This is a genomic window from Chromobacterium sphagni, from assembly GCF_001855555.1.
Taxonomy (GTDB): domain Bacteria; phylum Pseudomonadota; class Gammaproteobacteria; order Burkholderiales; family Chromobacteriaceae; genus Chromobacterium; species Chromobacterium sphagni.
Map to the genome: position 1 here is coordinate 1 of NZ_MKCT01000089.1, position 14,275 is coordinate 14,275.

The 14,275-nt window shown below is 64.0% G+C and carries 10 protein-coding genes, 5 tRNA genes and 1 pseudogene; 7 read left to right on the forward strand and 9 right to left on the reverse strand.

Annotated features, from left to right (window positions below; translation table 11 throughout):
* A pseudogene (locus BI344_RS21900) lies at window positions 1-195 on the reverse strand (chemotaxis protein); the annotation flags it as partial.
* A 239-nt stretch (window positions 196-434) separates the two neighbouring features.
* On the opposite strand from BI344_RS21900, the gene BI344_RS21905 reads away from it, so the two are divergent.
* The 4 genes from BI344_RS21905 to BI344_RS21920 all read left to right on the forward strand — a co-directional run bounded on the left by BI344_RS21905 (window position 435) and on the right by BI344_RS21920 (window position 7,660).
* A complete protein-coding gene (locus BI344_RS21905; protein WP_071114911.1) occupies window positions 435-869 on the forward strand; it encodes a POTRA domain-containing protein in 435 nt (144 codons plus the stop codon).
* The gene (locus tag BI344_RS21910) at window positions 863-2,116 is read left to right on the forward strand and encodes a ShlB/FhaC/HecB family hemolysin secretion/activation protein (protein ID WP_071114912.1); all 1,254 of its coding nucleotides are present in this window, start codon (window positions 863-865) and stop codon (window positions 2,114-2,116) included. Before BI344_RS21905 ends, BI344_RS21910 begins: the two co-directional genes overlap by 7 nt.
* Before the next feature lie 163 nt (window positions 2,117-2,279).
* On the forward strand, window positions 2,280-7,175 hold the full coding sequence (locus BI344_RS21915) for a hemagglutinin repeat-containing protein (RefSeq protein ID WP_158021102.1): 4,896 nt from the start codon (window positions 2,280-2,282) through the stop codon (window positions 7,173-7,175).
* Window positions 7,176-7,276: 101 nt separating this feature from the next.
* On the forward strand, window positions 7,277-7,660 hold the full coding sequence (locus tag BI344_RS21920) for a response regulator (protein ID WP_071114914.1): 384 nt from the start codon (window positions 7,277-7,279) through the stop codon (window positions 7,658-7,660).
* Window positions 7,661-8,175: 515 nt separating this feature from the next.
* On the opposite strand, the gene BI344_RS21925 is transcribed toward BI344_RS21920, so the two are convergent.
* The 6 genes from BI344_RS21925 to BI344_RS21950 form a co-directional block, all read right to left on the reverse strand.
* Complete coding sequence (locus tag BI344_RS21925; RefSeq protein WP_071114915.1) at window positions 8,176-8,850, reverse strand: GntR family transcriptional regulator; 675 nt, start codon at window positions 8,848-8,850, stop codon at window positions 8,176-8,178.
* Window positions 8,851-9,018: 168 nt separating this feature from the next.
* A tRNA-His gene (locus BI344_RS21930) sits at window positions 9,019-9,094 on the reverse strand.
* A gap of 49 nt (window positions 9,095-9,143) precedes the next feature.
* Window positions 9,144-9,219, reverse strand: a tRNA-His gene (locus BI344_RS21935).
* Window positions 9,220-9,496: 277 nt separating this feature from the next.
* A tRNA-His gene (locus BI344_RS21940) sits at window positions 9,497-9,572 on the reverse strand.
* Window positions 9,573-9,599: 27 nt separating this feature from the next.
* Window positions 9,600-9,676, reverse strand: a tRNA-Arg gene (locus tag BI344_RS21945).
* A gap of 22 nt (window positions 9,677-9,698) precedes the next feature.
* Window positions 9,699-9,775: transfer RNA gene (locus BI344_RS21950), tRNA-Pro, on the reverse strand.
* 227 nt (window positions 9,776-10,002) lie between these two features.
* Between BI344_RS21950 and folD the strand changes: the two genes are divergently transcribed.
* From folD to BI344_RS21965, 3 genes are all read left to right on the forward strand, one after another.
* Window positions 10,003-10,854 carry a bifunctional methylenetetrahydrofolate dehydrogenase/methenyltetrahydrofolate cyclohydrolase FolD gene (gene folD / locus BI344_RS21955; protein ID WP_071114916.1) on the forward strand — a complete coding sequence of 284 codons (852 nt, stop codon included), beginning with the start codon at window positions 10,003-10,005 and terminating at the stop codon, window positions 10,852-10,854.
* A 168-nt stretch (window positions 10,855-11,022) separates the two neighbouring features.
* Window positions 11,023-11,886, forward strand: coding sequence for a formyltetrahydrofolate deformylase (purU, locus tag BI344_RS21960; protein ID WP_071114917.1), 864 nt, complete (start codon window positions 11,023-11,025; stop codon window positions 11,884-11,886).
* Between the two features lie 7 nt (window positions 11,887-11,893).
* On the forward strand, window positions 11,894-12,490 hold the full coding sequence (locus BI344_RS21965) for a hypothetical protein (protein WP_071114918.1): 597 nt from the start codon (window positions 11,894-11,896) through the stop codon (window positions 12,488-12,490).
* Between the two features lie 71 nt (window positions 12,491-12,561).
* Here BI344_RS21965 and BI344_RS21970 read toward each other — a convergent pair whose 3' ends face one another.
* Complete coding sequence (locus BI344_RS21970) at window positions 12,562-13,032, reverse strand: NUDIX hydrolase (RefSeq protein WP_071114919.1); 471 nt, start codon at window positions 13,030-13,032, stop codon at window positions 12,562-12,564.
* A 157-nt stretch (window positions 13,033-13,189) separates the two neighbouring features.
* Complete coding sequence (locus tag BI344_RS21975; protein ID WP_071114920.1) at window positions 13,190-14,017, reverse strand: undecaprenyl-diphosphate phosphatase; 828 nt, start codon at window positions 14,015-14,017, stop codon at window positions 13,190-13,192.
* Window positions 14,018-14,275: the final 258 nt, after the last annotated feature.

Sequence of the window (14,275 nt, forward strand, 5' to 3'; positions counted from 1 at the left end):
CTCCTGCAACCGCGCAAGCTGCCTGGATGCGGACACCCGTTCCTCGTCAGCCTGGGTGATCTGCTGGTCGCGTTGCTCCCATACCCGCGACAGCTTTTCGCCCAGCGCGCGCCAGCGCTCGCTGCCATGAATGTGCCATTTGGCGGATTCGCCGCGCAGCATGGCTTCGGCGGCGTTTTCCAGCTGATTGATCATTTTATTGCCTGCAAACCACATGGGTGCGCTCCGGGTGAATGGTCAGGCTTTAAGCATAGGCATGCACAATGCCGATGGAATATGTATAAATACTATTCAAAACCGCATCGGCTGCCGTGGATCCGGCGGCAGGTTCCGGGGAGCGGGGCGCTGTGGTTTAATGGCGGCCTTTCATTTCATGACAATTGTTTCGGCCGGACGCCAACGCTGGTCGAAACCACGCAGAACCACCAACCGCGATGAACCCTTCCCGTACCGCGCTGGGCCTGCTGCTGGCCTGCGCCTTGCCCACCTGGGCCGATACGCCGCCCATTCCTCCCGCGTTGCGGGATGACGGCGACGCCCGCCGTCTGCTGCAGGACAACAGCCGGCGTTTCGACGACCTGATCCAGCAACAGAAGCTGCGGCAGATCAACAGCGGCGGCAGCGCGCTATCCGGCCAGGCGCCGCCGGTGCTGCGAGGCCGGGAATGCCTGTCGGTCAGCGGGCTGCGCCTTGCCGGCATTTCCCTGTTGTCGCGCGATGAGGTCAAGGCGCTGGGCCTGCCGCATGGCGACTGCCTGGACCTGGCCGAACTCAACCGCTTCAGCCGCGCGCTGACCGCGCGGTATCTGCAGCGCGGCTTCATCGCCGCCCGGGTGCGGGTGGATGGGCCGGACGCGGGGGCGTGCTGACGCTGCGGGTGGAAGAGGGTAGGGTAGCGGCCATCCGCAGCGACGATCCCTCGCTGCGCGCCGCCAATCTGTTTCCCGGTTTGGCGGGGCAGCCGCTGAATGTGCGCGATCTGGACCAGGGGTTGGACCAGGCCAACCGGCTGCGCTCCAACCATGTGACGGTGGACGTGCAGCCGGGCGAGCGCGTCGGTGAGACCATCCTGCAGCTGCACAACCAGCCCGATTCCCGGCTGTCCGGCAGCGTGGCGCTGGACAACACTGGTCGCCAGTCCACCGGCCGCATGCAGGCCGGCGCGAGTTTGGGGTGGGACAATGTTTCCGGCTGGACCGACTTTCTCAACTTGTCGGCGCAGGCCACCACCGAAAATCCGTCGGTTCGCCATAGCCGCAGCGAGTCGCTGTTTTATTCCTTGCCCTATGGCTACTGGACCTTCAGCGCCTTCGCCAGCCGTTCCGACTATCTCAGCCCGTTCCCGCTCCCCCAGAGCGGCGGCAGCGCGCAGCTGTCGGGCTTGACCACGCAAACCGGCTTGCGGCTGGACAGGGTGTTGTCGCGCGACCAGGGCCATGTGCTGACCGCCGACGTGCAGCTGGTGCAGAAGCGGGTGCGCAATTATTTTCAGGATCTGCAGCTAGGCAACAGTAGCCCCAATCTGGCGGTGCTGGAGGCCGGGCTGTCGCAAATGCTGATCCTGCCCTCAGGCTTGCTGCAGCTGGACGGCGGCCTGCAGCGCGGCACGCGCTGGCTGGGGGCGGACGCGTCAGACGCCACCCATCCCGGCACGCCGAACCCGCAGTTCAACAAGCTGAAGCTTGGCCTGGCCTGGTATCAGACTCTGCGTTTGCCGGGCGGACCCTGCCAGTGGCAAAGTGCGTTGTCGGGCCAGGCCAGCCGCGACGCGCTGCCCGGGGTGGAGAAGCTGGACATCGCCGACAGCAGCGCGGTGCGCGGCTTTCGCACTAACTCCCTGGTTTCCGAAACCGGCTGGTATTGGCGCAATACCGTGTCCAGGCGGCTGCAGTATGGCGATTGGACGCTGACGCCTAGGCTGGGCCTGGATGGCGGCAGGGTGCTGCAGCGCGGTAGCCAGGATGCCTGGCAGAACATCGCCGGTGCGGATGCCGGCGTGACAATTGGCGGCGGCGGCGTGACGCTGGATCTGGACTACAGCCGGCCGCTGTACAAGCCTTCATCCTGGCCAGTTGAAGGCCACATCCTGTTTGCGCGGCTTAACTGGCAGTGGTGAGCGGGTCGTTGTGTAAATGAAACGAAAACAATTTTAAGAATGTTGTGAATAAGTATTTCAATTGATTTGATTTAAAAAAAACCTTAGATTCCAAATCAAACGGTTGTTTTAATGGCTGCGCCATGCGCTGCGCGCCGGTGACCTTGGTTTCGAGGGGATGATGATGAAAAAAACAAAGTTCGATTTGTCAGTGACGGGGAAGGTGGCCGCGGCATTGACGCTGGCCTTCGTATTGGCCGACGCCAGCCTGGCCGGCGGCATCGCGGCGGGGGGCGGCAACGGCGCGCAACCGCAGGTTACCACCGCCGGCAACGGCGCCCAGGTGATCAATATCGTTGCGCCGACCGCGGCCGGGGTGTCGCACAACCAGTATCAGGATTTCAACGTTGGCCAGCCCGGCGCGGTGTTCAACAACTCGCTGCAGGCCGGCCAGTCGCAACTGGCGGGGCTGCTCGGCGCCAACAGCCAATTGGGCGGCCGCGAGGCCAGCGTGATCCTCAACGAGGTGGTCAGCCGCAATCCGTCCCTGCTGCTGGGCAAGCAGGAAGTGTTCGGCAAGGCCGCCGACTACGTGCTGGCCAACCCCAATGGCATCGCCTGCAACGGCTGCGGCTTCATCAACATCCCGCGCGCCTCGATGCTGGTGGGCAACGCCAATCTGCAGGACGGCGCCATCGCCTCCTTGCAGGCTGCGAATAACGGCAATGCCTTGAGCATTGCCGGCGGCGGCGCCTCCGGCGTCAATGTGCTGGACCTGATCGCGCCGCGCCTCGACGTGCGCGCCAATGTCGCCGCCAGCGACGCCATCCGCGTCCGCGCCGGCTTCAATACCGTCGACTACGCCAGCGGCCAGGTGATAGCCACCGCCAAGACGCCGGAAGGCGTGGGCAAGCTGGACAGCTATTTCCTGGGCGCGATGCAGGCGGGGCGCATCAATATCGTCAGCACCGACGCCGGCGCCGGCGTCAATGTGGGCGGCAATCTCGATGGCGGCAACGAGCTGACGGTGAGCGCCGCCGGCGCGCTGGCGGTGCAGGCCGCCCAGCTCAAGGGCAAGCAGCTGGCCCTGTCCGGCGGCAGCGTGGACATAGGCGGCCGGGTGGACAGCGAAACCGGCAAGGACAGCAAGCATGACGAAAGCTGGTTCATCTGGAAGACCGGCGAGAGCAACAGCCGCTCCAACAAGACCGACAGCAGCGTCAAGCGCGCGTCGCTGCAGGGCGACGATGTCAGCATCGCCTCCGGCGGCAACGCCCATGTCGGCGCGGCCGACATCCAGGGCCAGGACGTCAAGCTCAACGCGGCCAGCCTGAATCTGGACGGCCAGCTGGCCGAGAGCAGCGCCAGCAGCAGCGACCACGCCTGGAAGAATTCCTGGGCCTACAATCAGGACAAGAGCAGCGTCACGCAAGAACAATCGGTGGCGCGCATCAAGGCGCAGCATGACGTCGAGCTGACGGCGACGGCGGGTGGCTCCAGCATCGCCGGCGCCAGCGTGGAGGCCGGCAACAATATCAAACTGGCTGCGGCGGGCGACGTGAAGCTGTCGGCGCTGGTGGAGACCGATACCAGCAGCGATGTCGGCAACCGCAAGAACGACGGCGCGGCGCTTGAGACCGGCAACTGGAACAACAGCAGCAGCCAGCAGCGCCTGGTGCAGAGCCAGTTGCGCGCCGGCAACGCGCTGGGCGTCACCGCCAGCGGCGACATCAACGCTCAGGCGGCCATTATCAAGTCCGGCGGCGACACCGTGTTGTCGGCCCAGGGCAAGGCCACGCTAGCCACCCAGACCAGCAGCAATGCCAGCAGTTCGCAGAACGACAAGACCTACTGGGGCGGCATCGGCGGCGGCGGCAACCAGAACAACGGCAGCGCCGTCACCAGCAATGCCGGCAGCGCGGTCAACGCCGGCGGCAAGTTGTTCATCAACGGCGACGCCGGCGTCGCCATCAACGGCAGCCAGGCCAAGGGCGCTCAGGGCGCCTACGCCAAGACCCAGACCGGCGGCGTGGTGATAGACAGCGCCATCGACCTGACCCAGACCCGTACCGACCAGCGCAGCGGCACCGTGTTCAACATCACCAAGAGTTCGAGCAAGGGCAGCAGCAGCCAACAGGACGCGGTGGGCTCGGCGCTGAAGTCCGACGCCGACCTGCAGCTGATCTCCGCCGGCGACGTGGCGGTGACCGGCAGCCTGGTGAAGGCGGCGCAAGCGTTGAACATCCAGGCGGTGGGCGACATCAAGGTGGCCAGCCAGGCCAGCGAAACGCACAGTCAATCCACCGACGCCAAGCTGGCCTTGCGCGGCGTGGGCAGCGAAGTGAGCGACCAGCAATACCGCGGCGGTGCGAGGCTGGAGCATACCAGCAGCAAGCAGCAATCGGACCAGACCAGCCAGACCGGCGCGCAGCTGTCCGGCGGCAGCGTCAAGCTGGCGGCCGGCAACGACCTGAGCCTGACCGGCTCCAAGCTGGAAACCAATGGCGGCGACGCCAGCCTGTCCGGCCAGAACGTCAGCCTGGGCGCGGCGCAGGCCACTTCGCATAGCGACAAGGGCAGCACCGTCAGCGGCGGCGGCCTGTATCTGACCGGCGGGCTGGACAAGGCCGGCGCCGGCGTGGAGTTCGGCCAGAACAGCGCCCGCACCCAGACCGACACCAGCACCGCCCAGGCCAGCCAACTGGCGGTCGGCGGCAAGCTGGACATCACCGCCGGCAACGGCATGGGCAGCGTCAGCAATCAGGGCAGCCAGATCAAGGCGGGAGGCGCGGTGAGCATCGCCGCCGGCGACGTCAGCAACCAGGCGGCCGTCAACCAGCAATCGACCCTGCAGATAGGCAGCCACTGGGGCGCGGACGTCGGCGTCAATGTCGATTACAGCGGCGTCACCCGTCCCATCGCCAACGCTGGCGGCAGCGTGGCCAAGGGAGATGTGGCGGGCGCGGCGACTCAGGCGGGCCAGCTGGGCGCGGCCAATCTGGGCGTAGACGTGGCGGCCAGCGGCGGCAGCGGCCAGTCGCAAAGCCAAAGCAGCACGGCACAGGCCACCAGCATCGCCGGATCGTCAGTCAATGTGAGCGCCGGCGGCGCGCTGAAGGACCAGGCCACCCAATACCGCGCCAGCCAGGGGCAGGTGAGCATCAGCGCCGACAGCCATCAGATGACCGCCGCGGCCAATACCCAGAGCCAGAGCAGCCAGAAGAGCGAAGGCGGCGCTAATGTGCGCGTCTACACCACCACCGGCGAGGATGTGAACGTCAAGGGAAGCGGCCAGGGCGGCTACGGCAACAGCCAGAGCGCGTCCAGCGCCGCGGTGACCGGTTCCATCCAGTCCGCGGGAGGCGTAAGCGTGCAGGTCGGCCATGACGCCACCTATCAGGGCGTGGCCATCAATGGCGGCAGCGGCCAAACCAGCATCCAGGCCGGCGGCAAGCTGGTCTTGTCCCAGGCGGACAATACCGCCAGCAGCCAGCAGCATACGGTGGGCGTCGATCTCGGCCTGGGCATCAGCACCAGCCCGATAGACGGCGGCAACAAGCTGGGCGGCAGCGGCAAGCTCGTGGTGCGCAATCAACAGGGCCAGACGGCCAGCAGCCAGGCGGCGACCGCCAGCGTGCAGTCGGCGGGCGGCATTGCGCTGACCTCTGGCAATGGCTTGACGGTGCAGGGCGGCAGCCTGGCAAGCGCCGGCGACATCAAGCTGCAGTCCGACGGCAAGGTGAGCTTGCAGGCGGCCAGCGGCAGCGACAGCAAAACCGGCAGCAGTTGGGGCTTCAATGTCAACGCCGGCGGCAACAACAGCAATGGCAAGGATGCGTCGGGCCAGGGCTTCAACGTCGGCGGCGGCGTGCAGCTATCCAGCCAGAACGAGTCCGGCGCCACGCAAAGCGGCGGCAAGATCGCCAGCGGCGGCGCGCTGAACATCGGCTCCGGCGCGGCGGGCAATAACGCCATCCAGCTGCAGGGCAGCCAATTGAGCGGCAAGAACGTCACTCTTGGCGCTGACAGCGGCGGCGTCAACATGGCGTCGGCGCAGTCCACCAGCCAGCGCGACAACTGGAGCGCCAGCGCTAACCTGGGCGGCGGCAACAACAGCAGCGTGGCCAAGGGCAACGGCCAGCCCAATGCCGGCGGCGCCAGCAAGACCTACCAGGCGAACGGCGGTTTCGACGTCAAGGTGGATCAGCAGGACAAGCTCGCCAACGGCAACGCCACGGTGACCGCTGATCAGGTGAGTCTCCGTGTCGACGGCTCGCTGGCGATGTCCGGCGCCAATATCAACGCCGGCAAGGTTGACGGCAGCGTGGGCGGCGACGTGGCGGTGCAGAGTCGCCAGGACCGCAACAACAGCACCACGGTTGACGTGGGCCTGAACGTCAGCAGCTCCAACGCCAAGAACCCCAGCCTGGTGGATCAGGCGGCCAGCGTGGCCGGCCCCCTGGCCGGCGCGGTGAAGGACAAGGCGACCGAGGCGGTGAACGCGGTGGCGGACAAGATTGAAGACAAGTACAACACCATCGCCTTCCAGAACGGCAAGGACAGCACCAATCCGGTGGCCTTCCGCCAGGATGCCAATGGTGGCAGCGTGACGCTGCCGGCTCAGCCGACCAGCGGCGAAGCCAAGTCCGGCGTGGCGGACAGCGCGCTGCGCAAGGGCGGCGAGACCCTGAAGGACAAGCTGCTCAACCCGCAGGACAAGGGCACCCAGGTGTCCGGCGTGATCGACGTCAGCGTCAAGCGCGACGACAGCATCAGCGCCGTCAGCGCCGTCAACGGCAACGCCGGCGTCGATCTGGCGGTGGGCGACAAAGTGGAGCTGACCGGCGGCCAGTTGGCCTCCAGCGCCGGCAAGGTGATCCTGGGGGACGCCAAGGTGGAAACCGGCAGCATCCAGACCAGCGCCTACACCGCAGCTGGCGGCGTCAAGCTGGACGGCACTCCGGCGGCCATCATCCAGCAGGCGGTGAAGGATGTCAGTTCCGGCAAGGCGCCGCTGATGCATGTCGAGCATGACAAGCAGACCCAAGCCATCAATGGCGAGGTGAAGTCCGGCGGTTAAATGACAGGCCTGTCAGGCTTGGCCTCTTCCCCGGCTGGGCTATGCTGAGAAAAAACAATGGCGGCACATGTGCCGCCGTTGTTTTGACATCCGGAGGCGTCATGGCATTGGACGAGGCGGCTTGCATTCTGCTGGTCGAGGACAATCCGCTCAACCAGGCTCTGCTCGAGCAGATGCTGGAATGGCTTGAGCGCAGCGCCGATCTGGCGGAGAACGGCCAGCAGGCGGTAGCGATGGCGCTGAGCGGCCAATACCGCCTGATCCTGATGGATATCCAGATGCCGGTAATGAATGGCCTGGAGGCCACCTATCAGATTCGCCACAGCCCGTTGGCGAGCCAGCCCAAGATCGTCGCCATGACCGCCAACGCCTTCGTCGAGGACAAGCAGCGCTGCCTGGAGGCGGGCATGAACGGCATGCTGGTCAAGCCGTTCCGCCTGCAGGACCTCGAACAGGTGATCCATACCTACCTCGACGAAGACTAGAATTTTCCCTCGTTGAAGCCGGCCTTCGCCGTTTCGATCTCCTCCCTGCTGTTCATCGCGAACGGCCCCGGTTGCGGAGGGATCCGCCAAGCGGGCGGGCGGCCGGCGGCAGACGGCTTTCCTCTCCGCCTTTGTTCCGCAGCCGCCCATCGTTCCCGTCGCCCTATATCGCCAGCTGGCGCCGGCCGCCAAAGCGCCCGACCAGAGCTGCGCGAGATGGTTGTCCTGCGCCGACGGCGCCTTGTATCGGCGCAGCAGATTGTGGCCGGGAAGGGGGCAGGGTTTTCTGGCGGGATGCGGCGTGCCGCGCCGGGACATCGCCGGGGTGTGCGGGAGGCACGTTAGAGGCAACTCTGGCGCGAAACGCAGGTGGCGCCGAGGAACTCTGGCCGTCAGTCGCGCGACAATTGCCGGCTGGGCGCGCATCAACGCTGGACGACTCAAGCCGCTGCCGCTGAGAAGCGGCGTGATGCGCAAGGCGCCGCGTGGTGCTGGCGAACCCGCAGCGGGGCGGATCAGTGATTGGCCTGCTGGCTCTTCAGGTAGCTCTCCAGCGCGTGGCCGGCGGACAGGATGTGGTAGCGCAGGAATTCCGCCGCCTCTTCGGCCTTGCCCTTGCGGCACATCTCCAGCAGCCGGGTGTGTTCTTCGTGGGCGCGCTCCATGGTGCGGGTGAACAGGATCTGCATCCGGGTGTAGCGGTCGGTCTTGTTGTGCAGCTGCTCGATCAGCGCCAGCGTGTTGGGGCGTTTGGCGGCGCGGTACAGAGCCAAGTGGAAGCGCGAGTTGATCTCGCCCCAGTGGCGCACGTCATTATTGTTGAGGGCGACTTCGAATTCACGCAGCGTCTGCTGGGCCGCGTCGTGGTCGGCCTGGGTCTGACAGGGGATGGCGGCCTTCAGCAGCGAACCTTCCAGCATCGAGCGCACCTCCAGCAGTTCCAGCACGTCTTCCAGCGACAGCTTGGAAACCAGCGCGCCCTTGTGGTCGATGATCTGGATCAATCCCTCGGCTTCCAGCTGGCGCAGCGCTTCGCGCACCGGCACCCGGCTGACGCCGTATTCGTTGGACAGCGCCTCCTGGCGCAACTGTTGGCCATCGGCGAATTCTCCGGACAGGATGCGGCGACGCAATGATTCTGTTACGGCACTGGTAAGCGTCTGGCGCTTGATCGGCTGCAGGGTGGTCATGGTGGGTATCGTTATCTGTCAGTCAATCGGATACATGCAAATGTATTCGATTATACGGAGCTTCACTGTTCAGGCAAGCGGCAAAATTGAACATTTTTGTCGCGATTCTGTACGAGGAGGGAAGGGGTAAAAAGAAAGCCCGACGCGTAGGTCGGGCTTTCTTTGTTTTGGGGTGGATAATGGGACTCGAACCCACGACAACCGGAATCACAATCCGGGACTCTACCAACTGAGCTATATCCACCGCTGAAGCGGCTGGACCCACGGCGAAACCATGGGCCAATAATAAATTGTGGGGTGGATAATGGGACTCGAACCCACGACAACCGGAATCACAATCCGGGACTCTACCAACTGAGCTATATCCACCACTGTCGTCGATTAGGCTTGCTGCTCAACAGAGGAGGCGAATTATATGAGGATATCAGGCAAAGCGCAAGTCCGTCGTGCAGTTTGCGCGGCGCCGGCCTGGCGCGGCGGTTTTGGCCGATCTTCAAAGCAGGCGCGCACGCGGTTGCGTGGGGTCGGGCTGGTGGAGTAGGGCTGGAAGGGCGCGGGGCGGCTTGCCTTGGCGTTTCGTTTGCTGTTTTTGAGCGGGGCAATGGCAAAAGGCGGCCAATCGAAATTGGCCGCCTTCGCGGAATGCTGGGGTGGATAATGGGACTCGAACCCACGACAACCGGAATCACAATCCGGGACTCTACCAACTGAGCTATATCCACCACTGGGTACCGCAATGCAAGCAAGCTTGGCGCGCCCGACAGGAATCGAACCTGTAACCCCCAGCTTAGAAGGCTGGTGCTCTATCCGGTTGAGCTACGGGCGCTCTATCGGGCTGCTTGTTTGTCTGGTCGGGGCGGCGGGATTCGAACTCGCGACCCCCTGATCCCAAATCAGGTGCGCTACCAGGCTGCGCTACGCCCCGAACAGAGACCGCAACTATACGGACGCCACATTGCCCTGTCAACGCCTTTATTGAATTATTTTTAATGCGCCCGACGGGTATTTTGAGCATGAAATATTTGCCTGCGGCATTTTTCCTTATTTCTCTTGAGCTTAAGAGAAATAATCAGCGGGTTTGCGCTTACCGCATTGCGGAAATAATGCGAGAATGACGGCCGTTATTTATCTGCGTCAAGATGGGATTCGGGCATGTCTGCACAATTGATCGATGGTAAGGCGGTAGCGGAAAAACTGGTGGAAAAGGTGCGGGAGGGCGTGGGCGAGCGCCTGCTGCTTGGCAAACGCGCGCCGGCGCTGGCGGTGGTGCTGGTGGGCGACAATGCGGCTTCGGCGGTTTATGTCGGCAGCAAGAAGCGCGCCTGCGAAAAAGCCGGCATCCGCTCGGTGGCTTATGATTTGCCGGCCACCGCCAGCCAGCAGCAATTGCTGGAAATTATCGACGGTTTGAATGCCGATGCCGGCATCGACGGTATTCTGGTGCAATTGCCGCTACCGCAACAGATTGATCCGCAAGCGGTTATCGAGCGCATCGATCCTAAAAAGGATGTGGACGGCTTTCACCCGTATAATGTGGGCCGGCTGGCCATCAAGATGCCGCTGATGAGGCCGTGCACGCCGCGGGGCGTGATGACCTTGCTGGCGGAGTACGGCATCGATCCCAAGGGCAAGAAGGTGGTGATCGTCGGCGCGTCCAATATCGTCGGCCGGCCGCAGGCGCTGGAAATGCTGTTGGCGCGCGCCACGACTACGGTTTGCCATAGCGCCACGCGGGATCTGGCCGCCGAGGTGGCCGCCGCGGATATCGTGGTGGCGGCGGTGGGCATCCCCAACTTCGTCAAGGGCGAGTGGATCAAGCCGGGCGCGGTGGTGATCGATGTGGGCATCAACCGGCTGGATAGCGGCAAGCTGTGCGGCGATGTCGAGTTCGAGCCTGCGCGCGAACGCGCCGGCTTCATCACCCCGGTGCCGGGCGGCGTCGGCCCGATGACGGTGGCGACGCTGTTGCAGAACACGCTGGATTCCGCCAATCTGAACGCCTGAGCCGATTGCCGCCACGCGCGGCCATTGCCATGCTCGCCACAGCGTACGGCATTGCCGGGCTGTGGCGATTTTGTTTGCGGCATTGCCGCGGTCATGCCGGAAAACGGGTTGCAGACAGCCGTCCGCGGCTGTTTTAGTATTAGGTGAAACTAAATTACGGATTTGAACATGAGTCACGAGAAGCACTCGGCGACGCTCCTGATGAGCGCGCCGGACAAGAAGGGCCTGGTAGCGGCCATCGCCAATTTCCTGATGACCTACAACGCCAACATCATGCATGCCGACCAGCATCAGGACACCAGCGAAAACCTGTTCCTGATGCGGGTGCAATGGGACCTGAACGGCTTCACCCTGCCGATGGACAGCTTCGCCGCCGCCTTCCAGCCGATTGCCGACGAGCACAATATGAGCTGGAAAGTGTCGCTGTCGGCGCGCAAGCCGCGGATGGCCATCTTCGTGTCGCAGTACGAGCACTGCCTGGTCGACCTGCTGCACCGCTGGCGCATCGGCGAGCTGGAGTGCGACATCCCGCTGGTGATCTCCAATCACGAAACCTGCCGCCGCCTGGTGGAGTTCAACGGCATCCCCTTCCACGTGATCAAGGTGGGCAAGGACAACAAGGCGGAGGCCGAAGCCGAACAGTTCCGCCTGCTGGAGGAGGCTGGCGTCGATTTCATCGTGCTGGCGCGCTATATGCAGATCCTGTCCGGCGGGTTCGTCTCCCGCTATCCGGACCGCGTGATCAACATCCACCACAGTTTCCTGCCGGCCTTTGACGGCGCCAAACCCTATCACCGCGCCTTTGCGCGCGGCGTCAAGCTGATCGGCGCCACCAGCCACTATGTGACCGAGGATCTGGACGAAGGCCCGATCATCGAGCAGGAGGTCACCCGCATCTCGCACCGCGACGCGGTGGACGATCTGATCCAGAAGGGGCGCGACCTGGAGAAGGTGGTGTTGTCGCGCGCGGTGCGCTGGCATCTGGACAACCGAGTGCTGTCCTACAACAACAAGACCGTGGTCTTCGATTGAGCTTCCCATGCGCCTGTTGATCGACGATGTGCTCGATTTGCTGCGGCTGCGGGTCAAGCCGCTGGCCGTTTATCAGTATCCATGGTGGCAGCCCGCGCTGCTGTTGACGCTGCTGGGTCTGATCGCCAGCGGCGATACCGCCGAGCTGGGCGGCAACATCGCTGGCCGCATCGGTTTCATGGTGCTGTTCACTTGGCTGGAGACCGTGTTTTTCACCCGCTTCATCACTTTCTGGCTGCGCTTGGCGAAGGGCGAGCTGACGGCGCCCTTGTTCGGCCTGGTGGTGGTGGCCAGCGGCCTGCAGTTCGTCGAGCCGCTGACCAGCTGGCTGCCGGACGACATGGCCGCCGGCGCCGATGTCGCGCTGTCGCTGTTCGGCCTGGTGGTGCTGGTGAACGCCCTGTCGGTGGTTTCGACGGTGTCGCGGCTGAGGGTGATGCTGGGGGTGGCATTGTTCATGCCGTTGGCGCTGGTGCTACTGGCGGCGACCCTGTCGTTTGCGAAAACGGCGGGCTGGGTGGAGCTGCCGGCCGACATGGTGGCCATGATGCAGGAGCAGGGCGTCGCGGTGCCCGCATCCGCGCCGGCGGCCAGGGCCAAATAGGCGGACTGTCGCCGCGGAGCATGAAAAAAGGGCATGTCGATCGACATGCCCTTTTGCTTGGCTGGACCTGGCTAGTCCACTTTGGCGATGTAGCGCGCCAGTCCCAGCAGCGCGCGCAATGCCTGCCCCTTGGCGGTTTCCTCGCCGCGCAGCCTGGCATAGCGGCGCAGTATGGCCCGGCCTTCGACGAACAGGTCCATGTCGGTGTCGGGAGAGGAGACCAGCGCGATGCGTTCGATCTCGTGCTGCGGCTTGGGCTGGCCCTGCGCGATGCAGAGATAGACCTTGTGCGCGTTGAACGGGGTGATGTGATCGAACAGGTACAGCATGGAGTTGATGCGCAGACCGGTTTCCTCGCGCACTTCGCGGATCAGCGCCTGAGAGCGCAGTTCACCGCGATTGGCCTTGCCGCCGGGCAGGTTGTAACGACCGCCGCGGCTGGCGGTCACCAATACGCCATCCGGCATCTCTATGATGGCCGTGGCCCGCCTGGCCAGATCGTTGGGCAGGCGTTCATTCTTGCGTTCTTCCAAAACACTCATTCTTCCAAAAAATTAATCGTCTATGACGAGGTCTGACGCCTCTAGGTAGTCATTCTAAAACAGATGGCGCTTTAGTAGAGCGCCATCTGTATTTCAATAAGTAGAATTACTGTTCTTGTTGCAATTTTATAATAGGTATCGGCCAAGTCCAGCCGATTTACACTAATTTCGCCAGCAAGCCGCCCACGCCGACCAGCAGGCAGTAGTAGCCGAAGGGGCGCAGCGATTCGATTTCGGTCTTCTTGAAATAGCGCATCAGGAACCAGGTGCTGGCGTAGGCGCACACGCCGGATACCGCGCCGCAGGCCAGCAGCAAGCCCCAGGGCGCGGGCGCATGGCTGTGGGCCAGCTTGGGGATTTCCAGCATGCCGGCGGCGGTGATGATGGGCGTGGCCAGCAGAAAGGAGAAGCGGGCCGACGATGCGTAGTCCAGGCCGTGGGCCAGGCCTGTGACCAGGGTGGCGCCAGAGCGGGAGAAGCCGGGCAGCAGCGCCAGCGCTTGGCCCGCGCCTATCTTGATGGCGCCGGCGAAGCTCAGTTCCGATAGCTGATGCGAGGCGGTCTTTTTCTTCAGCCTGTCGCCCCACAACAGCATCAGGCCGTTCAGCGCCAGGAAAACCAGTACGGCGGTGGTACTGGTGAACAGCTGGCGCAGTTGTTTTTCCAGCAGCAGGCCCAGGATGCCGGCCGGTATGGTGCCGGCGATCACCAGCCACATCAGCCGGGCTTCCGGATTGCTGGCGCGGCCGCCGGCCTTCAGCCAGCCGCCGATCAGCGCGATCCAGTCGCGACGGAAATAGATCAGCAGCGCGGCCGCGGTGCCCAGGTGCAGCATCACCATGAACGGCAGGAAGTCCGGATGGGTACGGTTGATCGACCAGCGCAGCCAGTCGGGAATCAGTACGCCGTGCCCCAGGCTGCTGACGGGAAACAGCTCGCTGACCCCCTGGATGACGGCAAACAGCAAAGCTTCGATGGCATTCATGGACAAATTCCTGTTCAAGAAAAAATACGAAGGCAGCCGGCGGATCGCCGGCTGCTTATGGTTTTGCTGTTTAACGCGCGCCGCGGCGCCGGGGTTTACCCGGGCTCAGTGCGGGCGGCGTTCCTGCTGTTCCAGGTCTTGTTCTTCCCGCTCCAGCTGGCGGCGTATCGCGGCGAAGAAATTGTGGATGCCGTGCACCGAGGGCGAGATGGCCGCCAGCCAGGCTTCGCGTTGCTCCGCGCTGATGGCTTCGACGAA

Coding starts and splice junctions, on each gene's coding strand:
- BI344_RS21920 (WP_071114914.1), top strand. CDS start 7,277: ATGGCATTGGACGAGGCGGCTTGCATTCTGCTGGTCGAGGACAATCCG.
- folD (WP_071114916.1), top strand. CDS start 10,003: ATGTCTGCACAATTGATCGATGGTAAGGCGGTAGCGGAAAAACTGGTG.
- purU (WP_071114917.1), top strand. CDS start 11,023: ATGAGTCACGAGAAGCACTCGGCGACGCTCCTGATGAGCGCGCCGGAC.
- BI344_RS21975 (WP_071114920.1), bottom strand. CDS start 14,017: ATGAATGCCATCGAAGCTTTGCTGTTTGCCGTCATCCAGGGGGTCAGC.
- BI344_RS21915 (WP_158021102.1), top strand. CDS start 2,280: ATGAAAAAAACAAAGTTCGATTTGTCAGTGACGGGGAAGGTGGCCGCG.
- BI344_RS21925 (WP_071114915.1), bottom strand. CDS start 8,850: ATGACCACCCTGCAGCCGATCAAGCGCCAGACGCTTACCAGTGCCGTA.
- BI344_RS21965 (WP_071114918.1), top strand. CDS start 11,894: ATGCGCCTGTTGATCGACGATGTGCTCGATTTGCTGCGGCTGCGGGTC.
- BI344_RS21905 (WP_071114911.1), top strand. CDS start 435: ATGAACCCTTCCCGTACCGCGCTGGGCCTGCTGCTGGCCTGCGCCTTG.
- BI344_RS21970 (WP_071114919.1), bottom strand. CDS start 13,032: ATGAGTGTTTTGGAAGAACGCAAGAATGAACGCCTGCCCAACGATCTG.